Genomic DNA, 16,302 nt, shown 5'->3' with positions numbered 1-16,302 from the left:
GCGAACCCCGATGCTCTCCGAACAGCTACAAGCCACCATCACCGATTGGATCGCCCACGATCCGGACGAGGCCACCGCCGCCGAGCTCTCTTCGCTTTACGACGAAGCCAAGGCCGCCAACCCCGATGCGATTGCCGAGCTGGAAAGCCGTTTCGCCGGGCCACTCGAATTCGGCACTGCAGGTCTTCGCGGTGTCGTTGCAGCTGGTCAGTCCCGCATGAACCGTGCCACGGTCATCCGTGCCACCGCTGGCCTGGTTGCGCATCTGAAGAACATTGTGGGCGACGACTTCACCGTGGTCATTGGTTGCGATGCCCGCCACGGCTCCGCCGATTTTCACCGAGATGCCGCCGCGGTTGTCGCCGCAGCCGGTGGCAAGGCCCTGGCTCTGCCACAGCAGCTGCCCACACCGGTGACCGCCTTTGCCGTGCGCCACCTCAATGCTGATGCCGGCATCATGGTCACGGCCAGCCACAATCCACCGAAGGACAACGGCTACAAGGTTTACCTCGGTGGCCGCGCGGTGGAGTCGGATTCCCGCCGAGGCGTCCAAATCATCGCGCCCCATGACAAGCAAATTGCGGACGCCATCGCCGCTGCTCCACCGGCTGATGAGGTCCCGCGTGACTTCGATGCCGTCGAGCAGGTTGGTCCTGAACTACTGGACGCCTATGTGAAACGGGCGGCTGCGCTCGCAACGACGTCGTCAAGCGAAGAGAAGCAGGCAGCGAAGATTGTTCTCACCCCGATGCATGGTGTCGGTGGCGAGACCATCGTGCGCACACTGAACGCGGCAGGTTTCTCGAATGTCAGCGTGGTCGAAAAGCAGTTCGCGCCGGATCCGGAGTTCCCGACGGTATCGTTCCCGAACCCGGAGGAAGCCGGCGCGCTGGATCTTGCGTTTGAGCTGGCACGTGCCGAAGACGCGGATGTCATCATCGCGGCTGACCCGGATGCGGACCGCTGCTCGGTAGCTATTCCGGACAGCGGCGTCGATGGCGGCTGGCGACAGCTCTCCGGCGACGACATCGGTGCGTTTCTGGGTGAAGTCATCGCTGCGGATGCCGAGGCCCGTGGGATTGCGACCGTGACCAATGATGAGGGCGCAGAGTTTCCGGCCACAATGGCTAACTCGATTGTGTCCTCACGCCTGCTGGGCAAGATTGCCGCAGGTCACGGACTGAATTATCGCGCTACACTGACCGGCTTTAAGTGGATTGCTGGTGTGGACGGGCTCGTCTTCGGCTACGAGGAGGCCATTGGCTACTGCACTGACCCGGCAGTCGTGCGAGACAAGGACGGCGTATCTGCGGCGGTGCGTGTCGCCGACGCGGTGGCGCGACTGAAGGGCCAGGGTCTTGGCATCCAGGACCTTCTGGATGATGTCGCCCGTGCCCATGGTCTCTACAAGACCGCACCGTTGACCTTCCGTGTCGAGGACCGCTCGCTGATCACCAAGGGCATGGACACTCTGCGCGCCAACCCGCCTGCACAACTGGCTGGTTCGAAGGTCACGCAGGTCACGGACATGAATGATGGCCTAGACATGGTCGACGCCAAGGCCGAGAGCTATCACATCCCGCCTACCGACGGCATTCTCATCCTCACCGAGGCCAACGACCGCGTCATTGCCCGGCCTTCCGGCACGGAACCGAAGCTGAAGTGCTACCTGGAAGTCGTGCTGCCGGTCGCTTCGGCCGCGATTCCGCACGTGGCCGCGGCCGAGCGGCTCGACCAGATTAAGGCCGAGCTCAAGGAAATCCTGGGGATGTAGCCACTAAGCAGCTACCAGCTACCAGCTACACCTCGCAACAAACTGGGGTGCGCATGAACGAAACGGCCGAAAAATGGCCGTGGGGTTTCACGCGCGCCCCAGTTTCACATATGCAGCCCGGAGTCTTGGACCGGCTCATGAGTTACTGACTAGGTTTATGACAAAAACAAGCAGAAATTAGTGCCGAAACTGACATAAACTTAGGCAGTTTCTCGATGGTCACAGCCTCATTTGAAGCTCACCACCTCATTTCGGGTCTAGCTAAACCCGTCCTTGCCGCATTTTGCGCAAGACATGCGTCTCCTAACATGCTTTACAGTTTTCCCAGTAATACAATAAAAGCCGTTAACCGTGTCCCCAGGGGATGGAGCACCATTCGCTACGCGGGTTGGGCTCATCACAGGGGGAACACTTCCTCCTCGTGATTGGTACGTCCAGCATGTCGCATAACGAGTTCCCCAGCTCAGACCCCAACTACAATTCGAATCCTTCCACCGGTTCTTTCGGCCCCGTGTACCCGAACCAGGCACCTCAACCCCAACCACAACCACAGCCCCAATTCGCTGGGCAGCCGGCACCAACTTTCGCTTACGCAGCCCCGGCGTATCCGCAGCAAAGATCAGGTACTTCCGGCGCAATGATTGCGCTCATTTCAGTGCTGGTCGTGGTCCTGCTGGGCCTGGTTGGCGCGGTACTTTATGTCACCCTGAGTAAAGATGACTCGGTAACTGCGGCCGACACACAGACGGCTGCCACTACACAGGCCGCTGCCGATGCTTCGAGCCAGCCCAACCCACCGGTCACACAGACTGAGACCGTGGTTGTTCAAGATTCGAGTGGCTCATCCGGTAATTCGGGCTCGTCTCGCTCATCGGGCCTGGCTGGCGGCAACCTCTCCAGCGCATGGAAGGGCACGTCCTCAACGAGCGATCCGTTCGTTCGAAATGTACACAGCGCCTACGTCCGCTACCGCAATTCCACTGGTGCGGAATCCGGCACCATCACGGCCTACAGCCCAACGACTGGCCTGACCTACAACATGTGGTGCCGCCCTGCTGGCGGCAACATCAAGTGCACGGGCGGCCGTAACGCAGTGGTGTACATCGGCTAACGCATACCGCCCCCCGCCACGGTCACAGCACTCCAGTCCGCGACCTACGCCACTGCGTCGTCTAGGCCGCCAGCTAGGTCGTGGAAAATGGCCCGGTTGAGACGAAATGCCTTTTTCGCCTCGTCAACCACGGCATTTTTATCGGCATCCGAAATGCCCAGCTCAGACAGACTCTGTCGGTAGCCGTCGCGGTAGGGCTTAATTTTTCCGATCGCGGAGAAGTCATAGAATCGGGTTCCCTCCGCACCGATGCCGTAGTGCTTGGCCAGCATGGACGCAATCACCTGGCCACCAGAAAGATCGCCCAGGTAGCGAACGTAATGGTGTGCCAATGCGGCGTTGGCGTTACCGTTGCTTTCGATTTCACGAAGCTCGGCCACGTAGTTCTTTGTCGCCTCCACTGGCGAGATCTTTTCCCGCCAGTCAGGCCCCACCAAATGCTCAAGGTCGGCCGCCAGAGCCTCCAGGCGCTCCAGCTGCGCATCGTAGACCGCGCTGACCTGCGGCGACTCCGCAGTGGACCGCACTGCCTGCTCCAACGCTTCGTAAACAAAGTAGAGCTGACCAGTTAAATCGATGGCCGCCTGCGCGTCCAGTTCACCCGCCAGCAGTCTCGACATGAAGTCGGAGTTTTCCGCTTCACTGTGGACACCCGCAGTCTCCACTTTGAGTCGCTCTGCCAAGGGCTGAGCAGCCAGCTTGTCATCCTTTTTAATCGTGTTTTCAACCATGATTTTCTTCTTTCTCTGCGAGGTTCGGAGACTGGGGTGAGAGATTGTGGCCCGCACGCTGAGGCACCAGCACGGGGTTGCCCGCGGAGTCCTGAAGCACTTCCACACCGATGCCGTAGACTTCGCTGACGGTCTGTGCATCCAGGGTTTCCGCAGGCGGGCCTTGCTTTACGACGCGCCCCTGCGCCACCACCACAACGTGATCGGCATACGCCGCTGCGGCGGACAAATCGTGCAGGACCACGACCACGGCTTTGCCCGCCGCCGCGCGGGCGCGCATCATTCCCATGATTTTTTCGGCGTGGTGGAGGTCCAGGGCCGCGGTCGGTTCGTCGAGAAGCACGACAGGAGTGTCCTGGTAGAACACGCGCGCGCTGTGGACGCGGGCGCGCTCGCCGCCGGAGAGGGTCGGGACTTCCCGGTCAAGGAGGTGCGCGACGTCGCATTCAGTGATGACTTCCGCGAGCAGCTCTTCGTTCGGGCAGCCCCAGGGGTTGCGTCCGAAGTTGATGACTTCGCGGCTGGTGAATGGCACGGACAGTTCTTGGCTCTGCACCAGGACGGCGCGGTAGCGGGCCAGGTCGGCGATGGAGAGCTCGGTAATGGAGTGCTCGCCGATCCGGACGTCGCCGCCACTGAGCTCATGGTCGCCGGAAAGCGCTGCAAGGAGTGTCGACTTTCCAGCACCATTCGGGCCGACCAGCGCGGTGACTTTTCCGGGCTCGGCGACCACGGAAATATCGTTGAGAATGCGGTGACCGTCCAGGGTGATGCTGACATTTTCGGCAGAAATACCCAGGCCAGAGTGAATTTCCATTAGTGCACCGCCCTCTTCGAACGCAGGAGCAGCCAGAAGAACAGCGGGCCACCGACAATCGAGGTGAGCATTCCCAGCGGCAGGTCCGCACCGGTGATCATGGTGCGGGCCGCGAGGTCGGCCAGCGTTGTGGCCAGCGCGCCGCCGAGGATGCATGCGGGAATCAGCGTGCGATGCGCTGGTCCCAGCAGCAGTCGTGCAGCGTGCGGCACGACCAGGCCGATGAAGACGATGATGCCGGAAAATGCCACTCCAGCCGCTACGACCAGGGACGTGCCAAAAATGATGGCGCGACGCAGCGTGACGACGTTAATACCCAGGTGGCGGGCTTGCGCTTCACCAAGACTCAGAATGTCCAGCTTGCGGTAGCTGACCCACATGGCAATCACGGCCGGAACTGTCACCAACGTAATAATGACAACCTGCGTCCAGGTGGCACTGGCAAACGAGCCCATCTGCCAGAACACAATGCGGTCGCGGGCAGCCGTGGAGGCTACGAATGTCAGGAGCGAAACCAGACCACCACAGATGGAGTTCACAGCCACACCGACCAGAATGATTCGAGCGATATCGCGGCCACCGTGCGCATTGGCGGCCACAATAGCCGTGGCTACCGCGCCACCAATAAAAGCTGAGACCGCAATGGCCCAGCTGCTGGCGAAGACACTCAACACTCCGCCGAGCACTCCGGAAAGCCCGGCGGCGGTGCCCAAAACTGTGGCGGTGGCAGCGCCGACCGCGGCGCCGGAGGAAACGCCGATGAGGCCGGGTTCGGCAAGCGGGTTGCCGAACACCGCTTGCAGCGCCACACCTGCGAGGGCGAGCCCCGCGCCAACGAGGCAGGCCAGCGCGATGCGCGGCAGTCGCACTTGCCACAGCACGGTGTCGATGGGCTCTGGCGCGTCACCGAGACCGCCATTGAACACTAGCCTCACCATTGAGCTCAGTGATTCGCCGATGGTAGCGCCGAACTGCCCCACGGAGGCCGACCAACCTATTGCCAGCACCAGCGCTAGGGCGAGTCCAATGAAAACGGCCACCTGTCTGAACGGACTAGTTTTGTTCGCGGTTGTCTGCATTGCTCAGCCAGTCACTTTCCCGCAGTCTTGTCAGCGCCATCACCAGCACCGCCACCGTAGAGAGCATCCGCAATGGCGCGAATCGCACGCGGCGACTGCGAGTCAAAGGACAGCAGCTGCGAATCGGGCACGTCCACAACGGACTCATTCTGGCCCGCCGGGGTCTGTGCGATGCCCGGGATTTCCTTCAAGCCTTCAATCCCGCCGACGGACTCCAGGCCACCAGACATAACCAGGATGGTGTCTGGAGCCGCAGCAATCAGGGACTCCGGAGTAATAGGCGTGAACGCACCCTCAATACCCACGCCCTCACCGGCATCGACACCGCCGAGACGAGTGATCAGAGAACGCCCACCAGAATCCGGTCCCGCAATCATGGCCACACCGGTTCCGCGCACATACAGGATCATCATCTTGCGGCCATCGGCCTTGGCCTGCGCGTACTCGGTCGCAGCCGCCAGCTCCTTGTCCAGGTGCTCCTTCACCGGGCCAACTTGGTCAGCCAGGCCGACTGCGCCCGCGACTTCGTCGATAAGCGTGTTGATCGTCTCGGGAGTGCGCTCGTCCGACACATGGACGACGGTGATCCCCGCTTTTTCAAACGTGTCGAAGACACGGCTAGGGCCAATCGTGCCATCGGTAATGATGAGCTCCGGCTTTAGCTTCATCACCGACTCAGCATTGACTGCATGCCCGCCGATGGTGAGGTTCGGCAAATCCTTTACCGCCGGGAAATCGGAGGTGGAGTCGCGCCCCACCAGACGGTCTCCGAGGCCAAGCGTGTAGACCGCTCGGCTGAGTGCTCCCGCCCGGTCAAGCGTGAGAATACGCTGGTAGTCCTTATCTTCTGCCGGCTTCGGGTCTTTCAGCAGCACTTCGGGGTTTTCCGAAGGTAGGTTCGCATGCGCGGCACCGTGAGCGGAAATGTTGTCGGCGCGCGGAACCGTCGTCACGCCAGCGCTTGACGACGATGCCCCCTCCCTCGCGGCATCATCGGAACCACAGGCGACTAGTCCTGCGACTAGGACAACACTCAGCAGTGTTCCGGCAAGGCTGCGAACGCGACAGGCAGGCACGGTGAACATATTCCCCCTCTGTGAGCTGACGCTGCACGGAGATAGACGACAAAAAGATTGACTAAATAACGACTAACACTAGTAACAAAGAGCTTAGAAAGGACTTTGCTCTACTCACCCAAAGAATCTTAGGCTATCTTTTAGTTCTAGGTTAGCCTACCCTTAAATAAAGATAGTAATTTCTACAGTTTTTCGGAAGGACGTTACCTCCTATGACTACTCGTACACTCCAGCGTCGCGCGGCTTTCCTGGCTATTCCGGCCGTCGCCGCACTTCCACTTCTCGCCGCCTGTGGCGCAGATGACGCGGACAATGCCGCACAGGATGCTACCAACGCCTCGGAAACCACCAGCTCGGCTGCAGATCAAGAAACCGACGCCAGCGCCGGCGAAGTAACCATGGAGGCCGAGCCGGTCAACGACCTCTCCGAGGGCGATGTCATCTCCGTCGACCTGTCTGGTCTCGACCCCGACTACGGCTACTACGCCGCACTCTGCGCCGCCGAGAAGGCTCCAGGCAACCCCGTCCCGGACTGCACCGGTGACCGCAGTGCCGGCACCCAGTCGCAGCAGTGGATTACCAAGAAGTCCGGCGGCACCACCACCATCGCCGACGACAACACCGCACACTTCGAGCTCAGCGTTGTGCCCACCGGCGAGGCCGTGGACTGCACCCAGCAGGACTGCGTGCTGAAGCTCTTCGGTGACCACAGCGAGGGCTTCGAGGACATCACCGAGATCCCGGTTACTTTCGCTAAGTAGGCCAAACCACACACGCGCAGGCGTCGCAGTCCTAGGCTAAGAGCCATGGAAACCGACCAGCCTGCGACTGCTTTAGAAGCGGCACCGCGCCGCATCACACTCCTGCCCGGCGACGGCATCGGCCCTGAAATCACCGATGCCTGCCGAGGACTCATCGCCGATGTCTTCCCCCACTGGGAGCTAACAGAGGCACAAATTGGCTGGTCACAGTGGTGTGCGCACGGCAATCCCGTCCCACAGGAAACCTGGGAAACACTTGCGCGCAGCGATGCCGCTCTGCTCGCGGCGATTACCTCCAAGCCCGCTCGCGAGGCCGAGGAAGAACTAGCACCGCATCTGCGCGGTACCGGCCTGACTTACCGCTCCCCTGTTCTCCAGCTGCGCCAGCGTCTCGACCTCTTCGCCAACATCCGCCCGGTCACCCTGCCCGGCGCGACTGCCGATTTCACCATCGTCCGCGAAAACACCGAGGGCCTCTACAGTCACGACTATCTCCTCCCGCCTCACGACGCCCCGGCCGACTCCCCGCACCACCACCTGTGGGCAGAGGTAGTGGAGGACTCGACGGTGACTCGCGCCGTCGATAAGCGTGGCGAAGTTGCGGTTTCTTTGCGCGTGACGACGTCCTTTGCGTGGCACCGCCTTGCGCGACAGGCTGCCAAGTTGGCTCTCGCGCGGCAGGCGGCAAACCCCGATTCGGAGGCCACGCCGACGGTGACGGTGGCGGACAAGCCGAATATCCTGCGGGACTCTGCGCGTGTGATTCGCGGGGCAGTTGAAGAGGTGGCGGAGGAGTATTCGCAGGTCGCATTCGATTTTGCCAATGCGGATGCCGTGGCAATGCAGCTGGTGACCGACCCGGCGCGCTTTGATGTCATCATCGCGGAAAACCTTATCGGCGACATCCTCAGTGACATTGGTGCAGGACTGATTGGCGGGCTGGGGCTGGCGGCGTCGGCGAATGTTGGCGACGACTTTGCGGTTTTCGAGCCCGTGCATGGTTCGGCACCGGACATTGCCGGGCGCGGCATCGCCAACCCGGCTGCGTTTTTGCTCTCTGCAGCAATGTGCGCGGAGCATCTTGGGCATCCGACCTCGGAACTTGCGCCGGCTGCCAAGCTGCGCGAGGCCGTCTACGCCGCGACACGCACTGCCGCGACGCCAGACCTCGGCGGAACCGCGACTACCAGCGAGTTTGTGGCTGCGGTGCGGGCGGAGCTGGGGTTGTAGGCATTGACTCGATTACGAAGCGCAATTAAAGTGGTTGCTATCAATCCCAGCCGTTGACCCTCCGCCGATAAGGAGAGCGCCGATGACTGGGATTACTCATAGGGGGAGGGCCAAGAAATATGAGTAGAAACAGATATAGTGCTGCGCGAGCTGTGCCTTTACGCGAGATCACTACAGCAGTGCTTGTTGATGGTGGCTTTTACCGCAAACGCGCGGCAACACTGTTTGGTCATAAGACCGCAGAGGATCGCGCTGATGAACTGGTCAAGTACTGCCATCGCCATATACGTGAATCGCGCGCTGGACTGTACCGAATCTTTTACTACGGCTGCCCACCGTCACAGCGGGTTGTTTATCACCCATTGCTCCAGCAGCAAGTCAACCTTGGTAAAAGTGAACTTTTTACCTGGACCAATGACTTCTTCGCTGCATTGGCTAAAAACGAAGACAATCCTTTACACGTTAACTACACCGGAAAACAGGACCCTGAGGACGACGAAGAAGAGCTCTAGCGCCTACTGGAACTGGCTGAGGTCAATGCCTTCCAGCGGGTCGGACTCGCGGATGTCCTCCTCCGGTGGCAGCGGCACCTCGCAGAGTACAACTGCCGCACCACACGGATCCTGCACAGTTGCCAGCGGGCCGAACTCGGTGGCCTGCGGGGCAACGAGCACGGAACCGCCCAGTTCCTCAGCCTTGGCGACAGCGGTGTCGATGTTCTCCACGCCAAGGTAGGCCAGCCAGCCAACGAAGCTCTTATCTGCCGCATCGGTCTGTGCAGCAACCGAGCTGGCTACCAAGCCAGCGAACGGCGCCCCGTCTTCCATCGCAACTGCGAAAGTGCCGTGCTCGTTCTTGTTGCGCACTGCGATTTCCCAGCCAAAGAAGTTGTGGTAGAAGTCCGCGACCTGCTCAAAGGTCTCCTCTGGGCCTGCGACCAGCTCGAACCACACCGGGGTGCCGGGCTCGCCCGCTGCAATGAAGGCCTGCTCACCCGGCTGTTCCAAAAGTCCAATGAGGCCACCGGCGGGGTCGGAAACGACGGCCATCGTGGATCCGTCGACAAGCGGGGTCGGTTCCTGGAAGACCTCGGCGCCGAGCTCACGCGCCTTCTCGACGGCACCAGCGGCGGAGTCGACATGGAAATTCACGCGCCACTGGTTGACGAAGGCATCCTCAGCGTCCTTATCGGCCTCAAGCAGCACCGACACCGGCATTCCGGACAGCATGGCAACGCGGCGACCAGCGGATGCCTCGCGGGCATCCTCATGGATTGGCGCGGTATTGCGATAAGCCCACCCAAGAACGCCGCGGTAGAAGCGCTCGGTCTTACGCGGTGCGGCGGAGAGCAGATCTACGCGCAGGGGCATGCCAAATTCGGCGGGAAATGCGGGCATGAGTTACAAGTTCCTCCACTTTTCAGGATCAAAGTCATCGTCGGCGGTGGCCTCATCAAAGTAGTCATCATCGACTTCATCGGCGGTGGCCACGCGTGCCGACATACCGGCAACAGAGACGACGTCCCCTGGACGCAGCACCTTGCCACGGCGAGTGTCGACCTCACCGTTCACGCTGACCTGGCCCTCGGCAATGAGTTCCTTGGCCAGACCGCCCGTTTCCACCAGGTTTGCCAACTTCAGGAATTGCCCGAGACGGATGGACTCATCCCGGATTGCGACATCGATAGGCTCCATGCCCTTAAGTGTGTCATATCCGGTGAAAATGGTCGGGGGTTGGTTCGGGTCTGGTTCGGCTTTGTAGGCTTGGGAGACCTGGGAGCCACCCCATTTAAACTTCTATTTCAATAAAAACCTCGAACCGCGACGCGGATGAGGCAGCACACCCTAACATCGTTCTCATGTCTAATTCACGGTCTCCGAAGTGGCCCCGGATCGCCAGCGAAGCGCCACCTCGCCCTCCGCTACGCCATGTTATCGCCGCCTCGGTAGCCGTGAGCCTGCCGCTGATGACCCTGGCACTCATCTCAACTTCTGTCTCTGACCTGCTATTTCTGCCTCCTATTGGCGCTGCCATGGCGCTTATTGTCGGTGCGCCCAACTTGCCTCTGGCTCAGCCACGAAATGTCGTGGTCGGACACCTCATCGGCTGCACGACTGGCATCGCAATTCTGCACATGTTGGGTTCGACCATCATTGCTGCAGCGGTTGCCGCCGGCGTCGCCTTCGCGCTCATGCTTCTTGCTCGCGCGGCGCACTCCCCTGCCACCGCTACCGCTATGGTCACTGTGCTGATGCCACACGGTCATGGGCTCGCCAACGATTTCCGCTTCATAGGCTTCATTTTCGCTTCGTCGATCATGATCGTGATGCTTGGCATCCTCGCAAATCGACTGCGCGGCCTCCGCTATCCCACATACTGGTGGTAGGTGGATTCGGGGTCACGCACTCCGGCTGAATACGGCTATCAGTGGGATAATGACACTCATGCTAAAGCAGTGGATTAACAACACGACGACCGAAAAGATTGTCATCGTCGGCGCTGGTGGTTTTGGGCGAAACGTGGTCAGCTTCATCAAGGACATCAACGACTACGCAGCAGCCAACGGCCTACCACCGCAGTGGGAAATCCTAGGCATTATTGATGATGGCACCCCAGATATGACCTTTTTCCACAAAATGGGTGTGCAACTCTTGGGCAAAACCGAAATCCTCGCGGACTTACCCGAGGGGGTCTACTACACAGTCGCAATCGGCAGCGGCGCTGCTCGACGTTCGATTGCGCAACGCGCAGATACCGAAGGGCTCGTGCCTGCGACTCTGGTCCACCCAGACACCAGCATTGGCGCGCTGGTCTCGCTCGGCGAGGGCACGGTCATCTGCCCCGGAGCGCGCCTGACCTGCAATATTGAGGTAGGCAAGCACGCCCAAATCAATATGAATGTCACGATTGGCCACGATGCGGTGCTGCGGGACTACTGCACAATCTTCCCGCTCAATGCCGTGTCGGGCTTTGTCACGCTTGGCGAAGCCTGCACGCTAGGAGCCAACTCCGTAATCAACCCCGGCCTCACCGTTGGTGAGGGAGCGTACATCGGATCCGGAGCCGCAGTTACCAGAAACGTCGATGACTACACCGTTGTCGCCGGTGTTCCCGCAGGCGTGATTAAGAACCTGCGTTAGCCGAATCGTCCTTATCCGACGAATTCTCATCCGACGAACCGGTGAACTCGGTCATGGTCACTTGCCCCTCTTCCGAGATCCCTTCACGCTTGAGCACCACCAAGATAGTGTCGAGCAGAATCTTTGCATCGAGCAGTAGCGACCAATTATCCACGTACTGCACGTCGTACTCGAAACGTTCTTCCCAGGTGATGCCATTGCGGCCCGAGACCTGGGCAAGCCCCGTAATTCCCGGTGGCACCTCATGGCGGCGTGCTTGGCGCGGCGAATAGCGCTCTAGGTACTTCATGCGCAGCGGGCGCGGACCAACGAGGCTCATGTCTCCACGCAGTACATTGATGAGCTCCGGGAGCTCATCCAAGCTTGTGGACCGAAGGAATTTTCCCACCTCGGTGAGGCGGGACGCATCGTCGACAAGCCCCTTTGCCGGATTGACGTGATGCATCGTCCGGAACTTGAGGATATTAAACGGCTTACCATCCTGCCCCGGACGTTCCTGACGGAACAGGACTGGCTTTCCCATGGAAAGTCGCACTGCCAGAGCCGTAGCGCCCATAACTGGCGACAGCACAATCAAGCCCGCTGCAGATGCCGCGATGTCGATGCCGCGCTTAATTACCCGTTGCGCGCGGATGCTCAGTGAATCCATTGGTCATCTCCTACTTTTCGTTGAACATTTCGCGCAGAAGCTTTTCGGCACGCGCATCGACTTCCTCATTGGAACGGTTCCTGACCAGCCAACCAACCGCACCCACTACACCGGCCGCGGCAAACGACGCTGCCGCAACGCGCAGCTTCCTGTTGTCATTCTTGTTGTCAGGCGCACTTTGCTTGACGACGGCCACCGCTGGCTCCGGCTCCGGCACAACCGGCCCCGCGGTATCGGTGACCATGACTGGTTCGGGCTCGGCTGCGGGTTCTGGTTGCGGCTCCAGCTCTGGTTCTGCCGATGCTGCGTCCTTGCGCCGTAGGCTCAGCATCGCAAATGCTGCTGCAAAGCCAAATAGCCATAGCGAACGGGAATCGTAGTAGTAGCCGGAAAAAACCTGTGCCACAAGAACCGAGAATGCCACGGCTGCGGTCAGACCAGCTTGAAGAAACTTGAATAGGTGGCGACAGGCGATTGCCAACACAACCAGCACAATCACAAACAGACCGATACCTATGACACCCGCTTCAGATCCGACTGTGTAGAAGATATTGTGCGGATGCTCCAGTGGATGTGAAGACCTCGGTGTCGACAGCACAACGAAGCTATGCAGGCCTCCACCAAAGATGCGGTGTTCACTCATGATTCGGAAAGCTTCATCATGGAGATAACCGCGTCCGGAATCATGTTCTTTTTCGAAGGTCAATTGGATAAAGCGCGTCTTAAAGTATTCTTCAATCTCGGTACCTGCGATGAACCGCGAGTATCCGTACGCGACCGCTGCGGCGACTGCGACGTAAAAAACAGTCGCCCACTTCCAACCCCAGTGAAAAAACACAGCTATTGCGGTAAAGAGGACTACCACGGTGGTAGCAACCAGTACACCGCGGCTTCCCGACGCAACGAGACCGTAAGCAAATGGTGCAGCAAACAAGAGAACTGCCCACATGAACTTACGCCACAGCATGAAAAACACAGCTGCCGCGATGCCGTACAGCATGAAACGGGCAAAGACATTCGGTCCACCGCCGAACGCCGTCATGCGCCCGACATATTTCGGACCAGTAATGCCACCGTAGAGAAAAATAAGCGAGCAAATGGCTACTGCTAACCACAGCCATACCAGTGCCTGAGGATGCAAATAGAACAGTATTGCTGACATCGTGGCGATGAGCCCAAGCGTTATCAACGCAGTAACGACAGGAGCAACTTCGGCAGCTTCGGGGGCCCACAGTCCGGACAGCATCATCCAGAACAACCAGGCATAGAAAGCCACTAATGCCCACACGGCCATCGGCCACTGCTTTACATTGCCAGCGCCTTTCATCGCATTCAGCCAACTCTGGCGCTGCGCTTCTGGGGTGCCGAAGGCGGTAAGGATTGCAACAACCACCAAAATCGGCAATGCAAGAGAGAGATCAGGAAGCGCCGAAGAGACGTCCTTCATCGTCGTGTCGCCAACGTAGAGGACACCAGCAAACATTCCTGCGGCCACCACAATAAACAGCGACTGCAGTATTGGTTTTCGCTGTTTTACAGTTTCTCCAGCTACCTCTGTAGGAGTCATCCCAGCACTTCCTTCAAAACACCTATCACCCGCGCGACGTCGTCATCGTCCAGCGCCGGACCACTAGGAAGAGTAATGCCGCGGGAGAAAAGATTCTCAGCGGTGCCGTTGATGGTCGCTCGCGCGCCTTCATACACCGGCTGTAGGTGCATGGGCTTCCACAGGTGACGAGCCTCAATGTTGGCCTCACCCAGTGCTGCAATCACGCTGTCTGGGCTCAGGACGCCCTTATCGACGGCCTCCTGTGGCAGCACAATTGAGGTCAGCCAGCAGTTCTCGGTGAAACGCTCGTCGGAGTCAGAGAGCAAGCGGGTACCTTTACCAGGGGCATCGTCGTCAAGCGAGGCGAGCAAATCGATGTACGCATCGCGAATCTGGCGGCGGCGAGCGATCATGTCGTCCAGACGCGAGTGCTGCGCCCGCCCCAGTGCGGCGAGCAGATTGGACAGGCGGTAGTTGTAGCCGATTTCGGTGTGCTCGTACCAAGCGACGGGCTGACGCGCCTGCGTGGAGAGGTAGCGCGCGCGGGCGATGAGATCGGCATCATCGGACAGCAGCATGCCACCGCCGGAGGTGGTCATGATTTTGTTGCCGTTGAAAGACAGCGCGGCGGCACGGCCGAAACTGCCGGCCGGCTGACCATGGACGCTGGCACCGAGCGCCTCGGCGGCGTCCTCGATGAGCGCGATGCCGAGTTCTTCCAGGCGTGGCGCGAAGGCCGGGTAATCGGCGCAGCGGCCAAAGAGGTCCACAATCATCACGGCGGGAACGCTCTTGCCCTCGGCAAGCAGCTCATCGACGGTGCCGAGCAGCAGCTCAGGGTCGATGTTTCCGTCCTCTGCGGCATCGACGAACACCGGCGTAGCACCAACGTAAGCAATGGCGTTGGTCGTGGCCGCGAAGGTCATGGTGGAAACCGGAATGTAGTCACCTTCACCAATCCCCAGCGCGAGCAGCGCCAAGTGCAGGCCAGCAGTTCCAGACGACAGCGCGAGCGCGTGCTCAACACCGCAGCGCTTGGCAATCTCCGCTTCAAACGCGTCTACCTCGGGACCCAACGGAGCCACCCAACCAGAGTGGAGTGCACGAACGACGGCCTGTTCTTCTGCTTCGGTGACTGTCGCGAGCGAAAGAAAGATCCGCTCATTGGGCTTGTTAGTGTCGGCGTTAGTCATTACTTCTGAACCTTTCGAACGCGGTTGAGTACCTCGATGAGCTGGTTGTACAGGCTGTCACGAGCAAAACGCTTCTCACCCAGTTCGCGGTTTCGCTGTCCCGCTGCGCGCATCTCATCGCGGTCGGAGATGATCTCAGCGAATCGCTTGGCCGCAGTCGGAATATCGCGCGAGAGACGCCAGCCGGCATCGTGCTCGGTTGCGGCTTCCTCCAGCCAGCCACCGTGGTTGAACACCACCGGACGCGATGCGGCCATGGCATCGAAGACCTTGTTCAGGGAATTGCCCTCCAGGCAGGGGTCATCACGCAGCGGCGATAGCGCGATATCGGCGGCAGACACGTACTTGGCGACATCTTCCTTCGGCTGACGGCCGAGGAACATCGCATCGGCATCGAGGCCAGCGTTCTCAGCGCGCTGGTACAACGCATCCGAGTCGCTTCCCTGCCCCAGCAGGACAAAGCGCACATTCTCCACGCCATCACGACGCAGCTGCGCCGCCAAATCCACAAGCCACTCCAGCTGGTAGGACATGCCAAAACCACCAGCGTAGACCGCCACCACGTCATCGCCCCAGCCCTGCTCCTTACGGAAAGCTGCACGCTGCTCGACCGGGACATCAAAACGCTCAAAGTCCGACGCATTCGGAATGACAGTCACGCACTTCTTCGGAGCTACCTCTTTGACGCCATCGGCCATCGACGGCGACAGCGCCACGACCTCGCTCGATGCCGCATAAAATGCCTTCTCCAGTTGCTTGGCCAGGAAAATCGCCACCGGATTATTGAGGTAGCCCAACTTGATTGGCACCTCTGGCCACAGGTCACGGATCTCCGCCACCAACGGCGCACGCTGGGTAAACTTCGCCACAATTCCCGGAACCGCCACAGTCAGCGGAGTCGAGGACGCGTAAATCACGTCGGCAGGCACACGGGCAGCAACCGCGGAGGCGCGCACCAGGAAGTTGAAGAAACTGACGATGCGCTCGCGCTTCGACATTTCATTGCGGTACGGAATCGCTAAACGACGCACGTGGATGCCATCGACCGTTTTATCCATGGCCTCATCGCGACCACAGATCATTGTCACCTCGTGGCCTGCAGCGGCCATTCGGCGGGCAAACTCGTAGGGTCGGGAACCACCCGGCTCACCGGGGAGAACAAAGTGCTGGTGGATATAAGTGATTCGCATTG

At 60.0% G+C, this 16,302-nt stretch carries 17 protein-coding genes; 7 read left to right on the top strand and 10 right to left on the bottom strand.

All coding sequences use genetic code 11. The features are described 5' to 3' along the window. Positions 1 to 10 precede the first annotated feature (10 nt). Positions 11 to 1,774, top strand: a complete 1,764-nt coding sequence (locus HMPREF2681_RS10125) for a phospho-sugar mutase (RefSeq protein WP_070547030.1) — start codon at positions 11 to 13, stop codon at positions 1,772 to 1,774. Positions 1,775 to 2,195: 421 nt separating this feature from the next. Then, complete coding sequence (locus tag HMPREF2681_RS10120) at positions 2,196 to 2,885, top strand: hypothetical protein (RefSeq protein ID WP_241482042.1); 690 nt, start codon at positions 2,196 to 2,198, stop codon at positions 2,883 to 2,885. Positions 2,886 to 2,929: 44 nt separating this feature from the next. Here the strand turns inward: HMPREF2681_RS10120 and HMPREF2681_RS10115 are convergent, their stop codons facing one another. From HMPREF2681_RS10115 to HMPREF2681_RS10100, 4 genes are read right to left on the bottom strand one after another with little or no spacing between them, the layout of a single operon-like run. Continuing rightward, entirely contained in the window at positions 2,930 to 3,616 is a 687-nt protein-coding gene (locus HMPREF2681_RS10115; protein WP_048732014.1) for a biliverdin-producing heme oxygenase, read from the bottom strand. Further along, entirely contained in the window at positions 3,609 to 4,433 is an 825-nt protein-coding gene (locus tag HMPREF2681_RS10110; protein WP_048732012.1) for a heme ABC transporter ATP-binding protein, read from the bottom strand. The genes HMPREF2681_RS10115 and HMPREF2681_RS10110 overlap by 8 nt, the downstream gene beginning before the upstream one ends. Next, positions 4,433 to 5,512 (bottom strand): FecCD family ABC transporter permease, encoded by a 1,080-nt coding sequence (locus HMPREF2681_RS10105; protein ID WP_049172506.1) that lies wholly within the window; start codon positions 5,510 to 5,512, stop codon positions 4,433 to 4,435. The genes HMPREF2681_RS10110 and HMPREF2681_RS10105 overlap by 1 nt, the downstream gene beginning before the upstream one ends. An 11-nt stretch (positions 5,513 to 5,523) precedes the next feature. Next, entirely contained in the window at positions 5,524 to 6,597 is a 1,074-nt protein-coding gene (locus tag HMPREF2681_RS10100) for a heme/hemin ABC transporter substrate-binding protein (RefSeq protein ID WP_070547029.1), read from the bottom strand. Positions 6,598 to 6,800: 203 nt separating this feature from the next. Here HMPREF2681_RS10100 and HMPREF2681_RS10095 point away from each other — a divergent pair, with 203 nt between their 5' ends. From HMPREF2681_RS10095 to HMPREF2681_RS10085, 3 genes are all read left to right on the top strand, one after another. Next, entirely contained in the window at positions 6,801 to 7,349 is a 549-nt protein-coding gene (locus HMPREF2681_RS10095; RefSeq protein ID WP_070547027.1) for a neocarzinostatin apoprotein domain-containing protein, read from the top strand. A 45-nt stretch (positions 7,350 to 7,394) separates the two neighbouring features. Continuing rightward, a complete protein-coding gene (locus HMPREF2681_RS10090; protein WP_049193910.1) occupies positions 7,395 to 8,579 on the top strand; it encodes an isocitrate/isopropylmalate dehydrogenase family protein in 1,185 nt (394 codons plus the stop codon). Positions 8,580 to 8,698: 119 nt separating this feature from the next. Continuing rightward, complete coding sequence (locus HMPREF2681_RS10085; RefSeq protein ID WP_187405454.1) at positions 8,699 to 9,091, top strand: PIN domain-containing protein; 393 nt, start codon at positions 8,699 to 8,701, stop codon at positions 9,089 to 9,091. Positions 9,092 to 9,094: 3 nt separating this feature from the next. Here HMPREF2681_RS10085 and HMPREF2681_RS10080 read toward each other — a convergent pair whose 3' ends face one another. After that, complete coding sequence (locus HMPREF2681_RS10080; RefSeq protein WP_005510913.1) at positions 9,095 to 9,976, bottom strand: VOC family protein; 882 nt, start codon at positions 9,974 to 9,976, stop codon at positions 9,095 to 9,097. A gap of 3 nt (positions 9,977 to 9,979) precedes the next feature. Then, positions 9,980 to 10,273, bottom strand: a complete 294-nt coding sequence (locus HMPREF2681_RS10075; RefSeq protein ID WP_005510922.1) for an RNA-binding S4 domain-containing protein — start codon at positions 10,271 to 10,273, stop codon at positions 9,980 to 9,982. 164 nt (positions 10,274 to 10,437) lie between these two features. Between HMPREF2681_RS10075 and HMPREF2681_RS10070 the strand changes: the two genes are divergently transcribed. Together HMPREF2681_RS10070 and HMPREF2681_RS10065 are read left to right on the top strand one after the other, a co-directional pair. Further along, the gene (locus tag HMPREF2681_RS10070) at positions 10,438 to 10,965 is read left to right on the top strand and encodes an HPP family protein (protein WP_049189801.1); all 528 of its coding nucleotides are present in this window, start codon (positions 10,438 to 10,440) and stop codon (positions 10,963 to 10,965) included. Between the two features lie 49 nt (positions 10,966 to 11,014). Then, positions 11,015 to 11,719 carry an acetyltransferase gene (locus tag HMPREF2681_RS10065; protein ID WP_224783751.1) on the top strand — a complete coding sequence of 235 codons (705 nt, stop codon included), beginning with the start codon at positions 11,015 to 11,017 and terminating at the stop codon, positions 11,717 to 11,719. Here HMPREF2681_RS10065 and HMPREF2681_RS10060 read toward each other — a convergent pair. From HMPREF2681_RS10060 to HMPREF2681_RS10045, 4 genes are read right to left on the bottom strand one after another with little or no spacing between them, the layout of a single operon-like run. Further along, positions 11,703 to 12,368 carry a sugar transferase gene (locus HMPREF2681_RS10060; protein WP_070547025.1) on the bottom strand — a complete coding sequence of 222 codons (666 nt, stop codon included), beginning with the start codon at positions 12,366 to 12,368 and terminating at the stop codon, positions 11,703 to 11,705. The genes HMPREF2681_RS10065 and HMPREF2681_RS10060 overlap by 17 nt on opposite strands. A gap of 10 nt (positions 12,369 to 12,378) precedes the next feature. After that, complete coding sequence (locus HMPREF2681_RS10055; protein ID WP_070547023.1) at positions 12,379 to 13,935, bottom strand: O-antigen ligase family protein; 1,557 nt, start codon at positions 13,933 to 13,935, stop codon at positions 12,379 to 12,381. Next, complete coding sequence (locus HMPREF2681_RS10050; protein WP_070547022.1) at positions 13,932 to 15,110, bottom strand: DegT/DnrJ/EryC1/StrS family aminotransferase; 1,179 nt, start codon at positions 15,108 to 15,110, stop codon at positions 13,932 to 13,934. Before HMPREF2681_RS10050 ends, HMPREF2681_RS10055 begins: the two co-directional genes overlap by 4 nt. Next, positions 15,110 to 16,300: a glycosyltransferase family 4 protein gene (locus tag HMPREF2681_RS10045; RefSeq protein WP_070547019.1), complete on the bottom strand. Its 1,191-nt coding sequence runs from the start codon at positions 16,298 to 16,300 to the stop codon at positions 15,110 to 15,112. Before HMPREF2681_RS10045 ends, HMPREF2681_RS10050 begins: the two co-directional genes overlap by 1 nt. Between the last annotated feature and the right edge of the window lie 2 nt (positions 16,301 to 16,302).

The organism is Corynebacterium sp. HMSC064H12, from assembly GCF_001809925.1.
Lineage (GTDB): Bacteria > Actinomycetota > Actinomycetes > Mycobacteriales > Mycobacteriaceae > Corynebacterium > Corynebacterium jeikeium_D.
This window is presented reverse-complemented; position numbering and strand designations above follow the sequence as displayed.